Below are 17,310 nucleotides of genomic sequence, written 5' to 3' on the forward strand. Positions count from 1 at the left end.
GTCGCACCAGCGAAAATGTCACACTGTCCCGGCACGATGCGAGCATGCCCAACGGAGGGACATGACATGAGCGCACCGGCCATCGAGACGACAGGTCTCATCAAGACGTTCGGCGACAACCGCGCGGTCGACGGGGTCGATCTGACCGTCCCGCCCGGCACCGTCTACGGCTTGCTCGGACCCAACGGCGCCGGCAAGACCACCGTCGTGCGCATGCTGGCCACCCTGCTGAGACCCGACGGCGGCCAGGCCCGAGTCTTCGGCCACGACGTGGTGCGCGAGGCCGACGCCGTCCGCAGCCGCGTCAGCCTGACCGGGCAGTACGCGTCGGTCGACGAGGACCTGACCGGCACGGAAAACCTGATCCTGCTCGCCCGGCTCCTCGGATATGCCAAACCCGCGGCCCGTGAACGGGCCGCCCAGCTGCTCGAGGCCTTCGGGCTGACCGACGCGGCGGCCCGCCAGGTGAAGAAGTATTCCGGCGGCATGCGGCGGCGCATCGACGTCGCCGCGAGCATCCTCAACACCCCCGACCTGCTCTTCCTCGACGAGCCGACCACCGGCCTCGACCCGCGCAGCCGCAACCAGGTGTGGGACATCATCCGCGTCGTCGTGGCCAACGGCACGACCGTGCTGCTCACCACCCAATATCTCGACGAGGCCGACCGGCTCGCCGGCCGGATCGCGGTCATCGACCACGGCAAGGTCATCGCCGAGGGCACCCCCGGCTCGCTGAAAGCGTCCATCGGCGCCGGCACGGTCCACGTGCGACTGCGTGACGCCGCGCAGCGTTCGCAGGCCGCCGGTCTGCTCGCCGATGCGCTCGGCACCACCGTCCAGGAGGAGGCCGACCCGGTCGCCCTCACCGCGCGGGCCTCCGGCTCCGGTTCCGAACGCGGCGCCGCCGAGCAGGCCTCCCGGGCCCTCGGAGCGCTCGCCGACGCCGGGATCATCGTGGACGACTTCTCCCTCGGCCAGCCCAGCCTCGACGAGGTGTTCCTCGCCCTGACCGACCGCCCGGAGGTCGCCGCATGAGTGTCGACACCACAGTCGCCTACACGCCGTCCACCGAGACGCTGAGTGCGGTGCTCACCCGCGGCGAACGCCCGAAACGCCCCAGCGCCTGGTCCGCCTCGATCACCTTCGGCTGGCGCGCCATCCTGAAGATCAAGCACGTCCCCGAGCAACTCTTCGACGTGACCGCGTTCCCGATCATCATGACGCTGATGTTCACGTACCTCTTCGGCGGCGCCCTGGCCGGCTCCACCCGCGACTACCTGCAGTTCCTGCTCCCCGGCATCATGGTCACCAGCGTCGTCATGATCACCATGTACACCGGCGTCGGCCTCAACACCGACATCGAAAAAGGCGTCTTCGACCGCTTCCGCACCCTGCCGGTCTGGCGCCCCTCCGCCCTCGTCGGCATGATCTTCGGCGACGTCCTCCGCTACATCCTCGCCGCAACCACCATCATGGTCGTCGGCCTCATCCTCGGCTTCCGCCCCGCAGGCGGCCTCCCCGGCGTCCTCGCCGGCGTGGCCCTCCTCGTCGTCTTCTCCTTCGCCTTCTCCTGGGTGTGGACGATGTTCGGCCTCTTCCTCCGCTCGGAAAAGTCCGTCATGGGCGTCAGCATGCTCGTCCTCTTCCCCCTGACCTTCCTCAGCAACGTCTTCGTCGACCCGATCACCATGCCCGGCTGGCTCCAAGCCTTCGTGAAGGTCAACCCCATCACCCACCTGGTCGCGGCGGTCCGCTCCATGATGTCCGGCACCTGGAACATGTCCGAAGTCATGTGGGTCCTCATCGCGAGCGCCGCCTTCACCCTGATCTTCGGCTCGCTGACCATGCGCCTCTACAACCGCAAATGACCGCGCTGGAGCGGGCCGCTTGGCAGCAGGACCTCCGCTTGCGCGCGGAAGAATCGCTCCGCCGCCGCACTGCGCGTGCTGCTACTCGCAAGGCCGCGGCGGCGCGGCGTTCCTATGGGTTGGCGGACCGGCAGGCGGCGCGGTTGGCGCGGCTTCGGCCTGACGACTCACCCTTCGAACCCGACCTGGACTGCACCGAATAGTTCTTGAACTGCGGCCCGGGCCATCCGCAGTAGGCGGGTGGCCCTGCGCCGGCCGGTTTCGACCGCCGCCCTCGGCCCAACTTCCTTGAAGTCGGGCTTTCGGTTGCTGCAAGGTCCCGACTTTCTCGGGTTTCGGGGCTTCAGTGCGTGGGATGGCCCGACTTCGTTGGAGTTGGGGCTTCAGTGCGTGGGGATGCCCCGACTTCCTTGGGGTTGGGGCTTCAGGGCGTTGGGATGGCCCGACTTCCTTGGAGTTGCGGGTTCAGTGCGTCGGGAGGGGCCGACTTCGTTGAAGTTGGGGCTTCAGTGCGTCGGGATGCCCCAACTTCTTTGAGGTTGGGGCCTAGCGCGTCGGGATGGGCCCAACTTCCTTGGAGTTGGGCCTTCAGGGCGTCGCGAGGGGCCAAGCTCCGTGGAGTTGGGCGTTCGCGACGCTGGGAGAAGCCGACTTGCCTGGGTTGGGGCTTTGGGGTGTCGGGAGGGGCCGACTTCCTTGGGGTTGGGGCTTCAGGGCGTTGGGAGGGGCCGAGTTCCTTGAAGTTGGGGCTTCAGGGCGTTGGGAGGGGCCGAGTTCCTTGAAGTTGGGGCTTCAGGGCGTTGGGAGGGGCCGAGTTCCTTGAAGTTGGGGCTTCAGGGCGTTGGGAGGGGCCGAGTTCCTTGGAGTTGGGCTGTCGGGGCGCCGGGGTAGGCCCGACTTCATCGAAGTTGCGGTGAGACCGCAGGTGCGCAGTTGGCGTCGCGCGTGGAATCGATGGAGGGTTGGCGGCTGATCATGAGCCGGCACAAGGCTGGTCGTCGCTCGCCGCGATCTTGGCAGCGTCCAGCTCGGTCTGCCTGAGGCTTTGGCCGCTGGTCCAGCTTGGTCCGGTGCGGCTGGGACCGGACCGGGGTGAGGCCGGGACCAGGGCTCGCCAGGGCTGGGCTGGCCAGGGCTGGGCTGGGCTGGCCGGGGCTGGGCTGGCCACCGTGGTTTGGCTTGGTGGTGGGTCAGGGGGCTTGCTCGGCGGACATCGTGGACATGAAGTCGGCGATCAGGGCGAGCTGGTCGTCGCTGTACCGCTGCAGCAGCCCCGTCATGTGTTCCGCCTGGCCTGCGTAGTGCGGGTCCACCCGGGCCGCGATCTGGGCGGGGTCCAGGGAGACGATGACTTTGCGGCGGTCGTGGGGGTCGCGGTCGCGGCGGACGTAGCCGGCGGATTCGAGGCGGTCGAGGACGCCGGTGACGGTTCCGGTCTTCAGGCCGGTCAGGTCGGACAGGCGGCCGGGGGTCAGGGGGCCGTGCACGTCCAGCAGGGTCATGAACTGGGCGTCACTCGGCCCGAGTTTCAGCTGCTCGGCGACTTTGTGGCTGAAGAGGACCGCCGCCGCGATCATGCGGCGGGTTGCTTCGACGATCTCCGCTTCCCGCTGCGTGCGGAAATCACTCGTGGACACAAGTATCTCGCATTCACTAGTATCTCGTCTAGGCGAGATAATCGGTGCTACGAGAGATTTTCCCACGGGGGTGCGGGATGGCACGTGTGCGGACGGCTGTGGTCATCGGTGGCGGAATTGCCGGGCCGGTGGTGGCGGTGGCTCTCCGGAGGGCCGGGATAGCGGCGACCGTTTACGAGGCGTACGCCAAGAACGCCGACGGCATCGGTGGTGAGCTCATGCTCGCGCCCAACGGCATGGCCGCGCTGGCCGCCATCGGTATCGCCGAGGAGGTCGGTGCCGCCGGGGTGCCTACGCCGCGGATGGTGATGGAGACCGGGGCCGGTAAGCGGCTCGGGCAGTTCGAGGACCTGCCGGGCTTACCGACCAGCCGGACCTTCAAGCGGGCGCGGCTCTATCGCGCCCTGGTCGACGCGGCGGTCGACGCTGGGGTGCCGATCGAGTACGGCCGGCGGCTGGTCGGGTTCGAGGACGGCGTCGACTCGGTGGTGGCGGTGTTCGAGGACGGGACCCGGGTCGAGGCCGATGTGCTGATCGGTGCTGACGGCATCTGGTCGACCGTGCGGGGGCTGCTTGATCCCGGTGCGCCGCAGCCGCGGTTTTCCGGCCTGGTCGGGTTGGGCGGCTGGGCGCGGGACGCCGGGTTGCCGTCGACGGCGGGTGCGATGCATCTGGCGTACGGGAGGAAGGCGTTTTTTGGCTATCGGGTGGGGGATGACGCTGAGGCGGGGTGGTTCGCCAACGTGCACTCCGCGGAGATGCTGACCGCGGCCCAGGCGCGCGCGATTCCCGAGAGTGAGTGGTTGGCGCGGCTGCGGGAGTTGTTCGCCGATGATGAGTTGCCGGCGTTGCGGCTGCTCGATCAGGTCGATCCCGGCGAGTTGGTCAATGTGGGCGGCCTGCAGGACATGCCTCCGGTGCGGACCTGGTCCCGCGGACGGGTGGTGCTCGTCGGTGATGCCGCGCATGCCACGACGCCGAGTTCGGGGCAGGGTGCGTCGCTTTCGATCGAGAGTGCTGTCGAGCTGGCGCGGTGTCTGCGCGATCTGCCCGTTGCGGAGGCTTTCCGTGCTTACGAGGGGTTGCGCCGGGCGCGGGTGGAGAAGGTCATCGCCAGGACGGCGCGGATCAACAACGACAAGGCGCCCGGTCCGGTCGGGCGGGTGGTGCGGGATCTGGTCTTCCCGCTGGTGATGCGGACGTTCTACCAGCCGGAACGGATGATGGGCTGGCTGCACCGGTACACGATCGATTGGGACGCGGTGGTGCCGGCGCCGCAGTCGTGAGCCGCGTGGCTTTCCGTTGTGGCGGTGTTCTGCCACTGTGGATGGGGGATCACTGACGGGGGCGTGGGGTGGCTGCTGACGGGCCGGGGCACGGTAAGCGCAACGGCAGGAATCAGTGGGTGGTGCCGGGCCTGCTGCTGAGCGTCTCGATCGTCTCCTACCTGCTGCTCTACACGCTGCGGGAGACCATCAAGCTGCAGACCTCCCTGCCCGTGCTGGACCGCATCTGGTCGGATGTCACCACCACCGTGCTGCTGGCCGGGATTGTGCTGGCGACGTGGGAGCGGTCGTCGCGTAAGGACATGGAGCGGTTCGTGCGGCGGCTGTCGCAGGAGCAGCGGGAGATTTCCGAGAAGATGCTGGAGAGCGTCCTGGAGCGCGGTAGCGTCCGGGCCATGCTCGCCGAGAAGATCACCGAGCCGGTGTTCCTGTCGATCCAGCGGCAGATCATCGACGTGCCGGTGGTCAACCGGGACTACCGGCTGAGTTTGAAGATTCATCGGCTGGCCGCGGATCCCGACTTCGTGAGCATCAAGATCTTCGAGCGGTACCGGTTGTGCAACACGTCGCCGGAGTCGCGGGTGCTCGACCTGCACTGCATGTCGGACTTCAACTACGAGGACAGGTTCCCGGGGCACGGCCGCCTGACCGAGGTGCGCCTGCAGCCGAACCGTCTCCGGGACCGGCTGCGGCTCGACGGTGTGGGCTCGATCGATGACAAGACGCTCGACGAGACGTTGCTGGCCGAGTACGCCGAGCGGCTGGGCAGCGCCCTGGAATATCACATTCCGACACCGCGGGTGGATCCCGGTGACGAGATCATGATCATGGTGCGGCGGACGAAGATTCAGCGGGCCAACGACGTGAATTTCTGGCGGGTGCTGCAGGCGACCGAGAACGTCGAGCTGGACATCGAGCATGACGAGGAGCTCGAGGTCAAGGCGTTCCAGTCGGCGCCGTGGCGTGCGTTCAGCAAGCAGGACCACAGCGACCGGACGCAGGCGATCTGGACCATGAACCACGCGATCCTCCCGCACCAGGGTTTTGACATCTCCTGGCGGGTCAAGAGCGCCACGCCGGACGAGGCGGACGCGGCCTGACCTCGGCGGTCGCCGTACCATAGAAGATTCGCTGTGGAGGAGTAGGACATAAAGTGATCTCCGTACCGCTGCCCCTGACCGCCGAGCTCGATCAGCGCGGATACTGCCTCCTGCGCGGCGGTGACTTCATCCTCGACGCGGCTGACCGGGCGCAGTTCGCCCAGCTCACCGCGGCTTGGAACGATCTTCCGATCGACCCGTACCTGGCCGAGCCGAACCGGTACCGGTTCCGGCGGCACGCCCGCTACAAGTTCACCGGTGGGGAGCTGGTCCGGCAGCCGGACGGGCCTTATTTCCAGTCGAAGAAGGACAACAAGCTCTTCGGTGGTGCCGAACGTGTTTTTGCGCCGGTCGGACGCGAGGCCGGTGACAACCCGTTCCTGCTGGGGCTGCTGAGCTACAACATCGCCCAGCTTCCCGGCAGCGCCGATGGGTGGGACGTCAACATCCACCTGGTACGCATCGTCGGCTCGCAGGATGTCGTGGGTGAGCCCGTACCGGAGGGTGTGCACCGGGACGGATTCGCCTACGTCTCCATGCACCTGATGAAGCGGGAGAACGTCGTCGGTGGCGAGACCGAGGTGCAGACCGAGGACGGCACGCACCTGATGAAGGGTGTGCTGCAGACGCCGCTCGACTCGCTCTATCTGGACGACCGGGCGCTGCTGCACTACACCTCGCCGATCTCGCCGGCGAGTGCCGAACCGGCTCACCGCGACATGCTGCTGGTGAGCTACAACCAGGCCTGAGCGGCGGGGAGGGTGACCGTCACGACGAGGCCGCCCTCCTCCCGCGGCACGGCGTGCACCTCACCGCCGTGCGCCCGTGCGACCGCCCGCACGATCGACAGACCGAGTCCGACTCCCGGCCCGGCGATCCGGTCCGTGCCGAGCCGGCGGAACGGTTCGAAGAGCGCCTCGATCTCGTAGCGCGGCACGAGCTGGCCGGTGTTGCTGACCTCCAGCGTCGCGAGACCCTCCTTCTCGTACGTGACCACGCGCACCCACCCGCCCTCGGGCACGTTGTGGCGGACCGCGTTGTCGACGAGGTTCTGCACGAGGCGTTCGAGCAGGACGGGATCACCGACCGTGGCGGCCTCACCCAGCTCGGTACGGACGTCGTCCGAGCTCACGTGCGACGCGATGTCGGCCAGGTCCACGTAGGAGTGCTCGGTGAGCTCCCGTTCCGAGCGGGCCAGCATCAGCAGCCCGTCGATGAGCCGCCCGTGCCGGTCGTTGATGGCGAGCAGGGTCGTGCCGAGCTGGCGCACCTCGGGTGAGGCTGACTCCTGCTGCAGCGCGACCTCCAACAGCGTCCGGTTGAGGGTCAGCGGGGTGCGCAGCTCGTGAGAGGCGTTCGCGATGAATCGCCGCTGCCCGTCGAACGAGCGGTCCAGCCGGGTCAGCATGAGGTCGAACGTGTCCGCCAGTTGCTTGATCTCGTCGTCCGGGCCGGTCAGGGCGATCCGCTCGTGCAGGCCGCGGTCGGCGGCCGGCGACTCGGCGATCCGTCGCGCGGTGGCGGTGATCTGGTGCAACGGCTGCAGCATCCGTCCGGCCACGAGCCAGCCCAGCGCGATCGCGATCGCACCGACCACGAGCAGCGCGATCCCGCCCTGGGTGAGCAGCGCGCCCAGGGCGTCGTCGCGGGTGTCCTCGGCGATCCGCTTGAAGATCATTTCAGGCTCGGGCCGGGCCGGTCCGGGCGCGGACACCGAGCTCATGACGGTTTTTGTCGGCACCCGCTGCGAGACGAGCACGTAGGTGACACCGAGCATCACCACACCGAAGGCGAGGAACAGGCCGCCGTAGACCAGCGTCAGACGGCCGCGCACGGTCAGTTTCATCCGATCCGATACCCCACTCCGGGCTCGGTGAGCAGCACCGGCGGGTTGCCGAGCTTGCGGCGCAACTTCAAAATCGTCATCCGTACGGCGTGAGTGAACGGATCGGCGTTCTCGTCCCACGCCTTCTCGAGCAGCTGTTCGGCGGACACCGCGGTGCCGTCGGCGCGCAGCAACTCGGCCAGCACCGCGAACTCCTTACGGGACAGCGGCACGTACCGGCCGTCGCGGAAGACCTCACGCCGGTGCGGGTCGAGGCTGATGCCCGCGCGGCGCAGCACCGGCGGCACGGCCGGGCGGGACCGGCGGCCGAGCGCGGCGACACGGGCGGAGAGCTCCCGGAACGCGAACGGTTTGGGCAGGTAGTCGTCCGCGCCGAGCGCCAGGCCCTCGACCCGGTCGTCGATCTCGGCGGCCGCGGTCAGCATCAGGATCCGCATCGTGGCGTCGCGCCCGGCGAGCCGGCGGCACACCTCGTCGCCGTGCACGACGGGCAGATCGCGGTCGAGGATCAGCACGTCGTAGTCGTTGACACCGGCGCGTTCCAGCGCGGCGCCACCGTCGTAGACCACGTCCACCGCGTGCGCGTCGTGCCGCAGGCCCTGCGCCACGGCGTCGGCCAGCAGCGGCTCGTCCTCGGCCACCAGGATGCGCATGGGTCCATGGTGACCCACGGTCGTGTCACGTGGGCGTCACCGTTTGCCGTGACGGCCGGGAAACCCGCCGCGGACTTCACTGCTTCCCGTGGCGGCCGCCCGGCCGCCGGTGAGGAAGAAGACGATGCGGACCTGGAAAGTGCTCGCACTCGGTTTGCTGCTCACGGCGTCGGCGGCGGGGTGCGGGGGCCCTACCGGCGACGACGGCGGGGTGGCTTCGGTGGGCGGAACACCCACGGCGTCGAGCAACGCCACCACCAGCAAGGAACGCGACGAGGATGCGCCACTGAAGTTCTCGCAGTGCATGCGGGAGCAGGGTTTGACGTGGTTCCCCGATCCGAAGCCCGGCGGCGGCCTGCAGATCAAGATCCCCCAGGGTACGGACAAGGCGAAGGTCGACGCGGCGATGGTGGCCTGCAAGGAGTGGGCGCCCGACGGTGGTCAGGACGGCCCCGCGGATCCGGAGCGGCTGGAACGGGCCCGGCAGCTGGCGCAGTGCATGCGCGACAACGGCATCAAGAACTTCCCGGACCCGCGGCCGGACGGCAGCATCCACGTCGACGGCTCCAAGGTCGGTGCGGGGCCGGGCGATCCGTCCTTCGACAAGGCGGAGCAGGCCTGCTCGAAGTTCGCGCCCGGCGGCGGCCCGGAGAAGCAGGGAGAGGGCGAGTGAGCAGGCGCACGGTCATCGCCGCCGCCGCGGTCGTGCTGACCGCGGGTGCCGCGGCCGCCGTCGTGGGCACGCTCCCCGACACCCCGAGCGAGGCGGAGGCGTCCACCCCACCGGTGGTCGCGACCGTCGAGAAAGGAACGCTCACCGACACCCAGGCCTCCGACGGCGAGCTCGGGTACGGCGACACGACAACTCACACGAGCCGGCTGCCGGGCGTGGTCACGTGGCTTGCCGCCGCGGACTCCACGGTGGTGCGGGGCAAGCCCCTGTACCGCGTTGACGACGACCCCGTGGTGCTGCTCTACGGGTCGTTGCCCGCGTACCGCACTCTGTCGCCGGGTGTCACGGGCAGGGACGTGAAGCAGTTCGAGAAGAACCTGTGGGCACTGGGCTACCGCGGGTTCACGGTCGACCGGACCTACTCGTCGGCGACCGCTGCGGCCGTACGGGAATGGCAGGACGATCTTGGTCTGGGGGAGACCGGGAGGATCGACCCGGCGCGGACCGTCTATGCGCCGGGCGCCGTGCGGGTGGACTCGCGATCGGCCGCGCCCGGCGACGTGGCGCAGCCCGGCACGGCCCTGCTCGAGACCACGGCCACCGGCCGGGTCGCCACCGTCACGCTCGACATCTCGGACGCGCGCCTGGCCCGCAGGGGTGCACCGGTCGAGGTCACCCTGCCGGACGGCAAGGAGGTCCGCGGTTTGATCAAGAGCGTCGAGACGGTCGTGACACCGGCGGAGGGACAGCAGAAAGCGTCGACGAGCCTGACGGTCACCATCAGTTTTGCCAAGTCGCCGGCCGGGCTGGACAAGGCCGCTGTCAGCGTCGCCTTTACCGCGGCCAAGCGCGAGAACGTGCTGACGGTCCCGGTCGCGGCACTGCTCGCCCTGGCCGAGGGCGGCTACGGACTGCAGGTCGTCGAGGGCGGCAGCACCCGGTATGTCGCGGTGGAGACAGGGCTGTTCGCCGACGGCCGTGTCGAGGTGTCCGGTGACGGCATCGCGGCCGGCACCTCCGTGGGGATGCCGGAATGAGTGACGTCATCGAACTCTCCGGCGCCACGAAGTCCTATCCCGGTGGCGTGACCGCACTCGACCACGTGGACCTCGCCGTCGGCTACGGCGAACTGGCCGCTGTGGTCGGCCCGTCCGGGTCGGGCAAGTCGACGATGCTCCACCTGATCGGCACGCTCGACCGGCCGTCGGCGGGCACGGTACGCATCGACGGGCACGACGTGGCGCGCCTGTCGGACCGGCAGCTGTCGGCGTTGCGGGCGCGGCGGATCGGCTTTGTGTTCCAGCAGTTCCATCTGGCCCCGGGACGCACCGCGGTTGCGAACGTGGCCGACGGATTGCTGTACGCGGGCGTACCGGGAAAGGAGCGGGAGCGCCGCGCGGAGGCCGCGTTGCACCGGGTCGGTCTGGGCGGCCGGCTCGGGCACCGGCCGCACCAGCTGTCGGGTGGTGAACGTCAGCGGGTGGCGATCGCGCGGGCGGTGGCGGGCGACCCGGCGCTGCTGCTCGCGGACGAGCCGACCGGCAACCTCGACTCGGTCGCGGGGGCGGGCGTCGTCGACCTGCTGCGCGAGCTGCACGCGGCCGGAACGACGGTCCTGGTCATCACCCATGATCGGGACCTGGCCGCCGACCTGCCCCGGCAGATCACGATGCGCGACGGGCGGGTGATCTGAGATGGCGCTGTCACCGGCCCGGCTGGGCCTTGCGGACCTGGTCCGGGTGAGCTTGTCCGGCCTGCGGGCCCGGCCGTTGCGCGCTGTGCTCTCGGCGCTGGGGATCGCGATCGGCATCGCGGCGATGACCGCGGTGGTCGGCATCTCCTCGTCCAGCCGGGCCGACCTCGACCAGCAGCTCGCCGCGCTCGGGACCAACCTGCTGACCGTCGGGCCGGGCAACACGATGTTCGGCGAGAGTGCCACCCTGCCGGACGAGTCGGTTGCGATGATCTCCCGGATCGGCCCGGTCTCCGCGGTGGCCGCGACCGGTGTGGTCACCGACGCCGCGGTCTACCGCACGGACCGCATCCCACCGGCGCAGACCGGCGGCGTCTCGGTCGGAGCGGCCCAGCTGGACCTGCTGCCGACCGTGGGCGCGTCGATGGCCTCGGGTGCCTGGCTGAACGCGGCGACCGAGCGTTATCCGGCTGTGGTGCTGGGCGCAACGGCGGCGCGGAGGCTCGGCCCGGTGCCGTCGGTCTATGTGAGCGGGCGCTGGTTCACCGTGGTCGGGGTGCTCGACGCGGTGCTGCTGGCGCCGGAGCTGGACTCGGCCGTCCTGATGGGCTGGCCCGCGGCGGAGGAGTACCTCGACTTCGACGGTCACCCGACAACCGTCTACACACGATCGTCGGATGCCCAGGTCACCGCGGTGCGGGAGGTGCTGGCCGCGACGGCGAACCCGTCGAACCCGGACGAGGTCGAGGTCTCCCGGCCGTCGGACGCGTTGCAGGCCCGGCAGGCCACGGACCGGACGTTCACCCAGCTGCTGCTGGGCCTGGGCGCGGTGGCGTTGCTGGTCGGCGGTATCGGCGTGGCCAACACGATGGTCATCTCGGTGCTCGAACGACGGGCGGAGATCGGGCTGCGGCGCTCGCTGGGCGCCACGAGGGGTCAGATCCGCGTGCAGTTCGTCGCCGAGTCGCTGCTGCTCTCGCTGGTCGGCGGGCTCGGGGGAGTGGTGATCGGTTCCGTGGTCACGGCTTTCTACGCGTCGACGCGAAGCTGGCCGACGGTGGTACCGCTGTGGGCGCTGCTGGGCGGCGTCGTGGCGACCGTGGTGATCGGCGCGATCGCCGGCCTCTACCCGGCCGTGCGGGCGGCCCGGCTGGCCCCGACGGAAGCACTCACTTCATAACGGTTTGATAACGGCGTTGGGCACGGGTCTTGCGTTTTTCGTGATACTCCCCGGCATGAAATTTGTGCTGGAGATGGAACTCGACGAGAACGCCGCCGCGGAACTGGGCCGCGCCCTGCGCTACTGGGCCGGGGCCTTCAAGCAGATGGAGTTGGTGGAAGGCTCGGGGTCAGCGATCTACGACTCGAAGTACCAGGAGGTCGGCCAGTGGACGATCATCAGGTCGGACGGCGAATCCTGATCACCGGCATGTCCGGCACGGGTCCCGCGGGTTGTCGCCGAACTTGACCGATCGGCCTGACCCGGGCTGTCGAATTCAGCCGGGCCGTTCGACATACGGGTGAGAGAAGGGAGCCAACCCATGGCCCAGTACGCGATCTTCATCTACGGCGGCGGCCCGGAGCACAGCACCGACGCCCACGACCGCTACGCCCAGGAGCTGATCACCGCCGGCACCATGACCCTGGCGTACGCGCTGGAACCGATCGAGACGTCCACGTCCATCCGTGGCGACGTGGTGACCGACGGCCCGTTCATCGACGCCAAGGAGGTCGTCGCCGGCTTCTACGTCATCGAGGCGCCGGACTTCGACGCCGCCCTGGACATCGCCCGGCGCAACCCGGCCACACAGCAGGGCGGCGGTGTCGAGATCCGCCCGATCGCCGGAGGTTTTGTGCGCCCGCAGACCTCCGCGTGACGGACGTTCGGGAGGCGGTCGCCGACGCACACCGGCAGAGCTGGGGGCTGGTGGTGGCGGCGACCGCCCGCGTCACACGCGATCTCGACCTGGCCGAGGACACGGGCCAAGAAGAAAATCGTCGCGGCGCGGATCCCGTACCGGATGCCCGGTCCGGAAGAGCTCCCGGACCGCCTGCGGGGGGTCCTCGGGGTGATCCATCTGTTGTTCTCCGCGGGACACACGGCGCTGTCGGGCGCGTCGCTGATGCGCACCGACCTCGCCGATCAGGCGCTGCTGCTGGCCCGGATGCTGCGCGAGCTCATGCCCGACGAGCGCGAGGTGTGGGGACTCCTCGCCCTCCTGCTCGTCACCGACGCCCGCCGCAGCACCCGCGTGGACGCCGCCGGCCGGCTCCTGCGCCTCGAGGACCAGGACCGCTCCCGCTGGGACCAGGCCATGATCACCGAAGCCCACACCCTCATCGTGGACGGGCTCCGCGGCGGCCGTCCCGGCCGTTACGTCCTCCAGGCTGCGATCGCTTCCCTGTACGCCCAAGCGCCGAGTTACGACGAGACCGACTGGCCTCAGATCGTGACCCTGTACGACGCGCTCCTAGCGGTGTGGCCGTCACCGGTCGTGGCCCTCAACCGTACGGTCGCAGTAGCCCGCGTCTCCGGCGCCGAGCAGGCCCTGAAGGAGGTCGAGGCGCTCGAACACGACGGCCGCCTGGCCGGGTACCAGTACCTCCCGGCGATCAAGGCGGACCTCCTTCAGAGCCTGGGGCGGACCGCTGAGGCTGCTACCGCGTACAGGGAAGCCCTGAGCCTGACCACGAACGAGGCCGAGCGGGATTTCCTGGCCGGCCGCCTCACCGGCTGATCTCGGCCTCCTCGCCCAGCCGGCCTAGCTTGTGCGGGTTCCGGACCGCGAAGATCCGGCTGATCCGCCCGTCCTCGATCACCACACTCACCGCCGTGTCCAACGCGCCGTCGAGATCCAGACGCCCGGCCGGAGCGCCGTTCAGCCACGTCGGCAGCACGTCGAAATCGAAGTCCAGCTGTGCCAGCTTGCCCAGCAACGGCGCCACCTTGTCGGCACCCACGATCGGCTTGCGTGCCGCCCCGACCACACCCCCGCCGTCAGCGACCAGAACAACATCGGGCGCGAGCACATCCAGCAAACCCTGCACGTCACCGCCGCGCACCGCGGCCAAGAACCGCTCCACGACGGCGGCCTGCTCGGCCGGACTGACCCGCACCCGCGGCCGCCGGGCCGCAACGTGCTCCCGCGCCCGATGCCCGATCTGCCGCACGGCGGCCGGCGACTTCCCGACCGCCTCCGCAATCTCGTCGTACGGCGTCTCGAACACTTCCCGCAGGACAAAAACCGCCCGCTCGGTCGGCCCCAGCGTCTCCAGCACGGTCAGCATCGCCACCGAGACACTCTCGGCGAGCTCCACGTCCTCGGCCACATCGGGGCTGGTCAGAAGCGGTTCGGGAAGCCACTCACCGACATAGTCCTCCCGCTGCCGCGACACGGTCCGGAGCCGGTTCAGCGCCTGCCGGGTCACGATCCTGACCAGGTACGCCCGCGGCTCCCTCACCTCGGCCCGTGCCACGTCCGCCCACCGCAGCCACGTCTCCTGCACAACATCCTCGGCGTCGGCGGCCGACCCGAGCATCTCGTAGGCAACGGTGAAAAGCAGACTGCGATGGGTGACGAAAGGATCGTCGGTCATGCGTGCGACGCTACGGTCTTCAACGGCGGCAACCCGCACGACGTCGCAAACTCCTGCGACTCGATCCCGAGCGCGACATTCATCCTCGCCGCCTGATTCGCAAACGCGACCCAAGCCGTGAGCTCCACCAGCGCCGGCGCACCGAGCTGCCTGAGCAGACTCGCCGAAAGCTCATCGGTCACGGTCGGCGGAGTCTGCGACATGGCCTCCGCATATTCGAGAACCTCCCGCTCCAGCGAAGTGAAAACGTCCGACACCCGCCACCGCGGCACCTCCCGCGCCTTCGCCTCGTCGAGCCCCTCGTTGTGCGCCATGAAGTACCCGTAGTCCAGGCAGAACGAGCACCCGATCAACGAAGACGTCGCCATGTGCGCGTAGGACTTCAGATCCTTGTCACAGGCGTTCCACTTCGAAGCCTTACGACCGTTGGCGAGGCCGACCTTGAGCACCGGCTTGTTGTTCCAGAGAACCCCGAGCCCGTCAGGCACGATCCCGAACATCTTCTTGCTGAACTTCTTCAGCAGGCCCCCGTAAACCCCGGTGATCTCAGCCTGCGGCACCCGAGTGTCTCTGCTCATGTCTCCTCCTCATGCGCTGCGTACGGCATGAAGACACCAGCGATCTCAGACTTGTGACAACCAACCCTCGGTACCCCGGTGCCGGTCGAGCTCGACCACGTCGAACTCGTCTCTGCGGTCCTTCCGCTTGACGCCCAGCTTGGCCAGCACCTGCGAGATGGGGGTGACTTCGACGGTCTCACCCTCGTCCATCTCGAGCGGCCCGAAGGTGAGCGTGCCGTCGGTCCAGATCTCGGCGCGCTGCGTCCCGATGCCACCGAAGAACTCGGCCTCGACGTAGGCGACCGTGCCTGGGGTCTCGAACTTGACCGCCCTGCCGCCCTCCGGGCCGGCGAAGGCAGCAAACAGCTTTTCCGTCATCGGCACGAGCACAAGGTCCTCATGCAGCGGCACAATGACCGCATCCGGCTGCCCTGCGACAGCCCTACGGACATCGGCCGCCGGCCCGATGATGGCCTCGAGCGTGTATCCCATCCCTCACCCCTTCGCCGTCAGCGTCTCGGCCAACGGCTCATGTGCTGGTCGACAACGGCCCTGACCTGGCGACGAAGATCGGTGTAGCTCATGTCGCCCATGCCCTCAGCCTCGAAAACGGCATCAGTGAACGCATCCACACCGGCCGGCGGCGCCTCCACCAGCCGGCGATTCGCCTCCGGCGGCAGGCAGAACCCGAGCCGAACGCACAGATCGTAGAGCAGCTCCCCAACCTCGAACTCGAGGTCACGGTCGTCGTCCATGACGACCAGCATGCCGCCCGCGATGGAATCTTCACTCCATGGTCATGGCGCCGGTGCCCGATTACGACGACTTGATCTGGCTGTTCGAGGACGAGCCGGCCCACCGGTACGTCGAGGACAAGAAGGCAGCCGGCTACGACTACCGCTGGCGGAGATTGTGGCTGTACACCTGCAAGATCTCTTGGTGAAGGCTTCGGGCTGCTCCGACAAGGACATTGCAGCGCCAGTGATCGCTGCATATTCTGACATCGCCTGACGTCGAGAGTGGAGCCATGACTAGATCCTCGTTCAGCTATGGTTTCGAGCATTACGTGCCGCCGGATCTAGAAACGATTCGAAAAGGCCTTCTCGAAGGGCTGGTCGTTCTTGACTCGAACGTGCTGCTGAGCCTGTACCGCTATGCGCCCAAGTCGCGTACCGAGCTGCAGAATGCTTTATCGTTGGTCGGTCGGCGGCTGTGGATACCTCACCAAGTTGGACTGGAATTCCATCGGAACAGACTAAAAGTTATCGCCGATTTCGATGCAGCCTACAAGGATGTGATCGGCTCGCTTCAGCAACGCAAAGATAGTTTCGCGCCTGAGCTGGATCAAAAGATTCGAGAACTTGGGAATCGCGTCGCGCTACCCGACGACGAACGTGATGATCTCTTGCAGCTTTTGGAGTCGAGCTTCCGGCAGCTGCAATCTGCCCTCGAGCAACTTCAACGCAGTCATGGAGTGGGTGCGCCCGCTGCGCCGGATTCGATTCTTGAGAAGCTTCGAGAAATTCTTCACGGCCGCGTCGGTTCGGAGCCCCCTGCGGAACAGCGGAAGCTGGACATGGAAGAGGCGGCCCGTCGCGTCGATGAAAAGGTGCCGCCGGGATACAAGGACTCAGGTAAAGACGAGCCTCACGGGGATTACCTCGTATGGTCTCAAACGCTTCGCGAAGCCCAAGAGCGAAAGTCTCCAGTCGTGGTCTTGGTGACGAGCGATACGAAGGATGATTGGTACCTGCGGCTCAAGGGCCAGACGATCATGGCACGACCAGAGCTTTCTCATGAGTGTTTGAAAGTGGCAGGAGCTCAACTTGTCATGCTGCCAACCCGCCTATTCCTTTCCTACGCGCAGCGCTTCCTGAAAGCCAATATCAGTGACGAGACTATCCGTCAGGCGGAGAATGAGTCATTGGCGGACGAAAGGCGGCTGCTCGAAGGCCTCGTTCGGCGTATTAAAGAACTTAGGGCTCAGGAGGCGGACGCCGTTGGTCGGCTGACGGATCTTGAGCGACGTAAAGTCCAAGTGCAAGACTCGCTTTCGGTATCCGAGCGTCGATATGGTTACCTGCTGAATCAGCGAGACTCACTCATTAGCTCGGCCTCGGAGGATCCAGATGAGAGGGAGCGTCTATCGAATTTGCGGAGTGATATCGCACATTTCAGGCATGAGATAATTTCGCGTGAAACCGAGATTATTTCATTCAGTGAGCAAATCCGATCGATCGCTTCGCGGCTTGAAGTGGTCAGAGCAAAAGAAAGATTGACACACGAAGAATACGAGGAGCGCAAACATCGATTTGCAATTTCCCGGCAGCTCGCTTATCAAGCAAAGCAATGATCTATAGAGGTGTAGCAGTCGCCTCGCTGGACAACGCATACCTG

General features: G+C 67.6%; 20 protein-coding genes and 1 pseudogene. 14 read left to right on the forward strand and 7 right to left on the reverse strand.

Annotated features, from left to right (window positions below):
• The first annotated feature begins 66 nt into the window (after window positions 1-66).
• The gene (locus AFR_RS07260; RefSeq protein ID WP_023359255.1) at window positions 67-1,035 is read left to right on the forward strand and encodes a daunorubicin resistance protein DrrA family ABC transporter ATP-binding protein; all 969 of its coding nucleotides are present in this window, start codon (window positions 67-69) and stop codon (window positions 1,033-1,035) included.
• On the forward strand, window positions 1,032-1,868 hold the full coding sequence (locus AFR_RS07265; protein ID WP_023359256.1) for an ABC transporter permease: 837 nt from the start codon (window positions 1,032-1,034) through the stop codon (window positions 1,866-1,868). Before AFR_RS07260 ends, AFR_RS07265 begins: the two co-directional genes overlap by 4 nt.
• Window positions 1,869-3,058: 1,190 nt before the next feature.
• Here AFR_RS07265 and AFR_RS07275 read toward each other — a convergent pair.
• Window positions 3,059-3,505, reverse strand: a complete 447-nt coding sequence (locus AFR_RS07275; protein ID WP_023359257.1) for a MarR family winged helix-turn-helix transcriptional regulator — start codon at window positions 3,503-3,505, stop codon at window positions 3,059-3,061.
• A gap of 77 nt (window positions 3,506-3,582) precedes the next feature.
• Between AFR_RS07275 and AFR_RS07280 the strand changes: the two genes are divergently transcribed.
• The 3 genes from AFR_RS07280 to AFR_RS07290 all read left to right on the forward strand — a co-directional run bounded on the left by AFR_RS07280 (window position 3,583) and on the right by AFR_RS07290 (window position 6,640).
• Window positions 3,583-4,791, forward strand: a complete 1,209-nt coding sequence (locus tag AFR_RS07280) for an FAD-dependent monooxygenase (RefSeq protein WP_023359258.1) — start codon at window positions 3,583-3,585, stop codon at window positions 4,789-4,791.
• Window positions 4,792-4,859: 68 nt separating this feature from the next.
• A complete protein-coding gene (locus AFR_RS07285) occupies window positions 4,860-5,891 on the forward strand; it encodes a hypothetical protein (protein ID WP_041840676.1) in 1,032 nt (343 codons plus the stop codon).
• A gap of 53 nt (window positions 5,892-5,944) precedes the next feature.
• Entirely contained in the window at window positions 5,945-6,640 is a 696-nt protein-coding gene (locus AFR_RS07290; protein ID WP_023359260.1) for a 2OG-Fe dioxygenase family protein, read from the forward strand.
• Here AFR_RS07290 and AFR_RS07295 read toward each other — a convergent pair.
• Complete coding sequence (locus tag AFR_RS07295; RefSeq protein WP_023359261.1) at window positions 6,625-7,737, reverse strand: sensor histidine kinase; 1,113 nt, start codon at window positions 7,735-7,737, stop codon at window positions 6,625-6,627. The two genes, AFR_RS07290 and AFR_RS07295, sit on opposite strands and share 16 nt — an antisense overlap.
• Complete coding sequence (locus tag AFR_RS07300; protein ID WP_023359262.1) at window positions 7,734-8,390, reverse strand: response regulator transcription factor; 657 nt, start codon at window positions 8,388-8,390, stop codon at window positions 7,734-7,736. The genes AFR_RS07295 and AFR_RS07300 overlap by 4 nt, the downstream gene beginning before the upstream one ends.
• A 124-nt stretch (window positions 8,391-8,514) precedes the next feature.
• On the opposite strand from AFR_RS07300, the gene AFR_RS47395 reads away from it, so the two are divergent.
• The 7 genes and pseudogenes from AFR_RS47395 to AFR_RS07335 all read left to right on the forward strand — a co-directional run.
• Window positions 8,515-9,063, forward strand: coding sequence for a hypothetical protein (locus AFR_RS47395; protein ID WP_023359263.1), 549 nt, complete (start codon window positions 8,515-8,517; stop codon window positions 9,061-9,063).
• Complete coding sequence (locus AFR_RS44845; RefSeq protein ID WP_023359264.1) at window positions 9,060-10,100, forward strand: efflux RND transporter periplasmic adaptor subunit; 1,041 nt, start codon at window positions 9,060-9,062, stop codon at window positions 10,098-10,100. The genes AFR_RS47395 and AFR_RS44845 overlap by 4 nt, the downstream gene beginning before the upstream one ends.
• Window positions 10,097-10,756, forward strand: a complete 660-nt coding sequence (locus AFR_RS07315) for an ABC transporter ATP-binding protein (protein ID WP_023359265.1) — start codon at window positions 10,097-10,099, stop codon at window positions 10,754-10,756. The genes AFR_RS44845 and AFR_RS07315 overlap by 4 nt, the downstream gene beginning before the upstream one ends.
• A 1-nt stretch (window position 10,757) precedes the next feature.
• Window positions 10,758-11,936: an ABC transporter permease gene (locus AFR_RS07320; RefSeq protein ID WP_023359266.1), complete on the forward strand. Its 1,179-nt coding sequence runs from the start codon at window positions 10,758-10,760 to the stop codon at window positions 11,934-11,936.
• A 55-nt stretch (window positions 11,937-11,991) separates the two neighbouring features.
• Entirely contained in the window at window positions 11,992-12,177 is a 186-nt protein-coding gene (locus AFR_RS07325) for a hypothetical protein (protein WP_041841881.1), read from the forward strand.
• A gap of 120 nt (window positions 12,178-12,297) precedes the next feature.
• Window positions 12,298-12,633 carry a YciI family protein gene (locus AFR_RS07330; RefSeq protein WP_023359268.1) on the forward strand — a complete coding sequence of 112 codons (336 nt, stop codon included), beginning with the start codon at window positions 12,298-12,300 and terminating at the stop codon, window positions 12,631-12,633.
• A gap of 99 nt (window positions 12,634-12,732) precedes the next feature.
• A pseudogene (locus AFR_RS07335) lies at window positions 12,733-13,494 on the forward strand (RNA polymerase sigma factor); the annotation flags it as partial.
• Here AFR_RS07335 and AFR_RS07340 read toward each other — a convergent pair.
• The 4 genes from AFR_RS07340 to AFR_RS07355 all read right to left on the reverse strand — a co-directional run bounded on the left by AFR_RS07340 (window position 13,484) and on the right by AFR_RS07355 (window position 15,668).
• Window positions 13,484-14,353, reverse strand: coding sequence for an RNA polymerase sigma-70 factor (locus tag AFR_RS07340; protein ID WP_023359270.1), 870 nt, complete (start codon window positions 14,351-14,353; stop codon window positions 13,484-13,486). The pseudogene AFR_RS07335 and the gene AFR_RS07340 sit on opposite strands and share 11 nt — an antisense overlap.
• Window positions 14,350-14,913: a carboxymuconolactone decarboxylase family protein gene (locus AFR_RS07345; protein WP_202963977.1), complete on the reverse strand. Its 564-nt coding sequence runs from the start codon at window positions 14,911-14,913 to the stop codon at window positions 14,350-14,352. The genes AFR_RS07340 and AFR_RS07345 overlap by 4 nt, the downstream gene beginning before the upstream one ends.
• Window positions 14,914-14,976: 63 nt before the next feature.
• On the reverse strand, window positions 14,977-15,405 hold the full coding sequence (locus AFR_RS07350; protein ID WP_023359272.1) for a hypothetical protein: 429 nt from the start codon (window positions 15,403-15,405) through the stop codon (window positions 14,977-14,979).
• Window positions 15,406-15,422: 17 nt separating this feature from the next.
• Window positions 15,423-15,668, reverse strand: coding sequence for a hypothetical protein (locus AFR_RS07355; RefSeq protein WP_063749588.1), 246 nt, complete (start codon window positions 15,666-15,668; stop codon window positions 15,423-15,425).
• A 38-nt stretch (window positions 15,669-15,706) separates the two neighbouring features.
• Here AFR_RS07355 and AFR_RS46685 point away from each other — a divergent pair, with 38 nt between their 5' ends.
• The gene (locus tag AFR_RS46685) at window positions 15,707-15,856 is read left to right on the forward strand and encodes a hypothetical protein (RefSeq protein ID WP_158510516.1); all 150 of its coding nucleotides are present in this window, start codon (window positions 15,707-15,709) and stop codon (window positions 15,854-15,856) included.
• 84 nt (window positions 15,857-15,940) lie between these two features.
• On the forward strand, window positions 15,941-17,266 hold the full coding sequence (locus AFR_RS45905) for a PIN-like domain-containing protein (protein ID WP_148307895.1): 1,326 nt from the start codon (window positions 15,941-15,943) through the stop codon (window positions 17,264-17,266).
• Window positions 17,267-17,310 lie beyond the last annotated feature (44 nt).

The organism is Amorphoplanes friuliensis DSM 7358 (assembly GCF_000494755.1).
Taxonomy (GTDB): Bacteria; Actinomycetota; Actinomycetes; order Mycobacteriales; family Micromonosporaceae; genus Actinoplanes; species Actinoplanes friuliensis.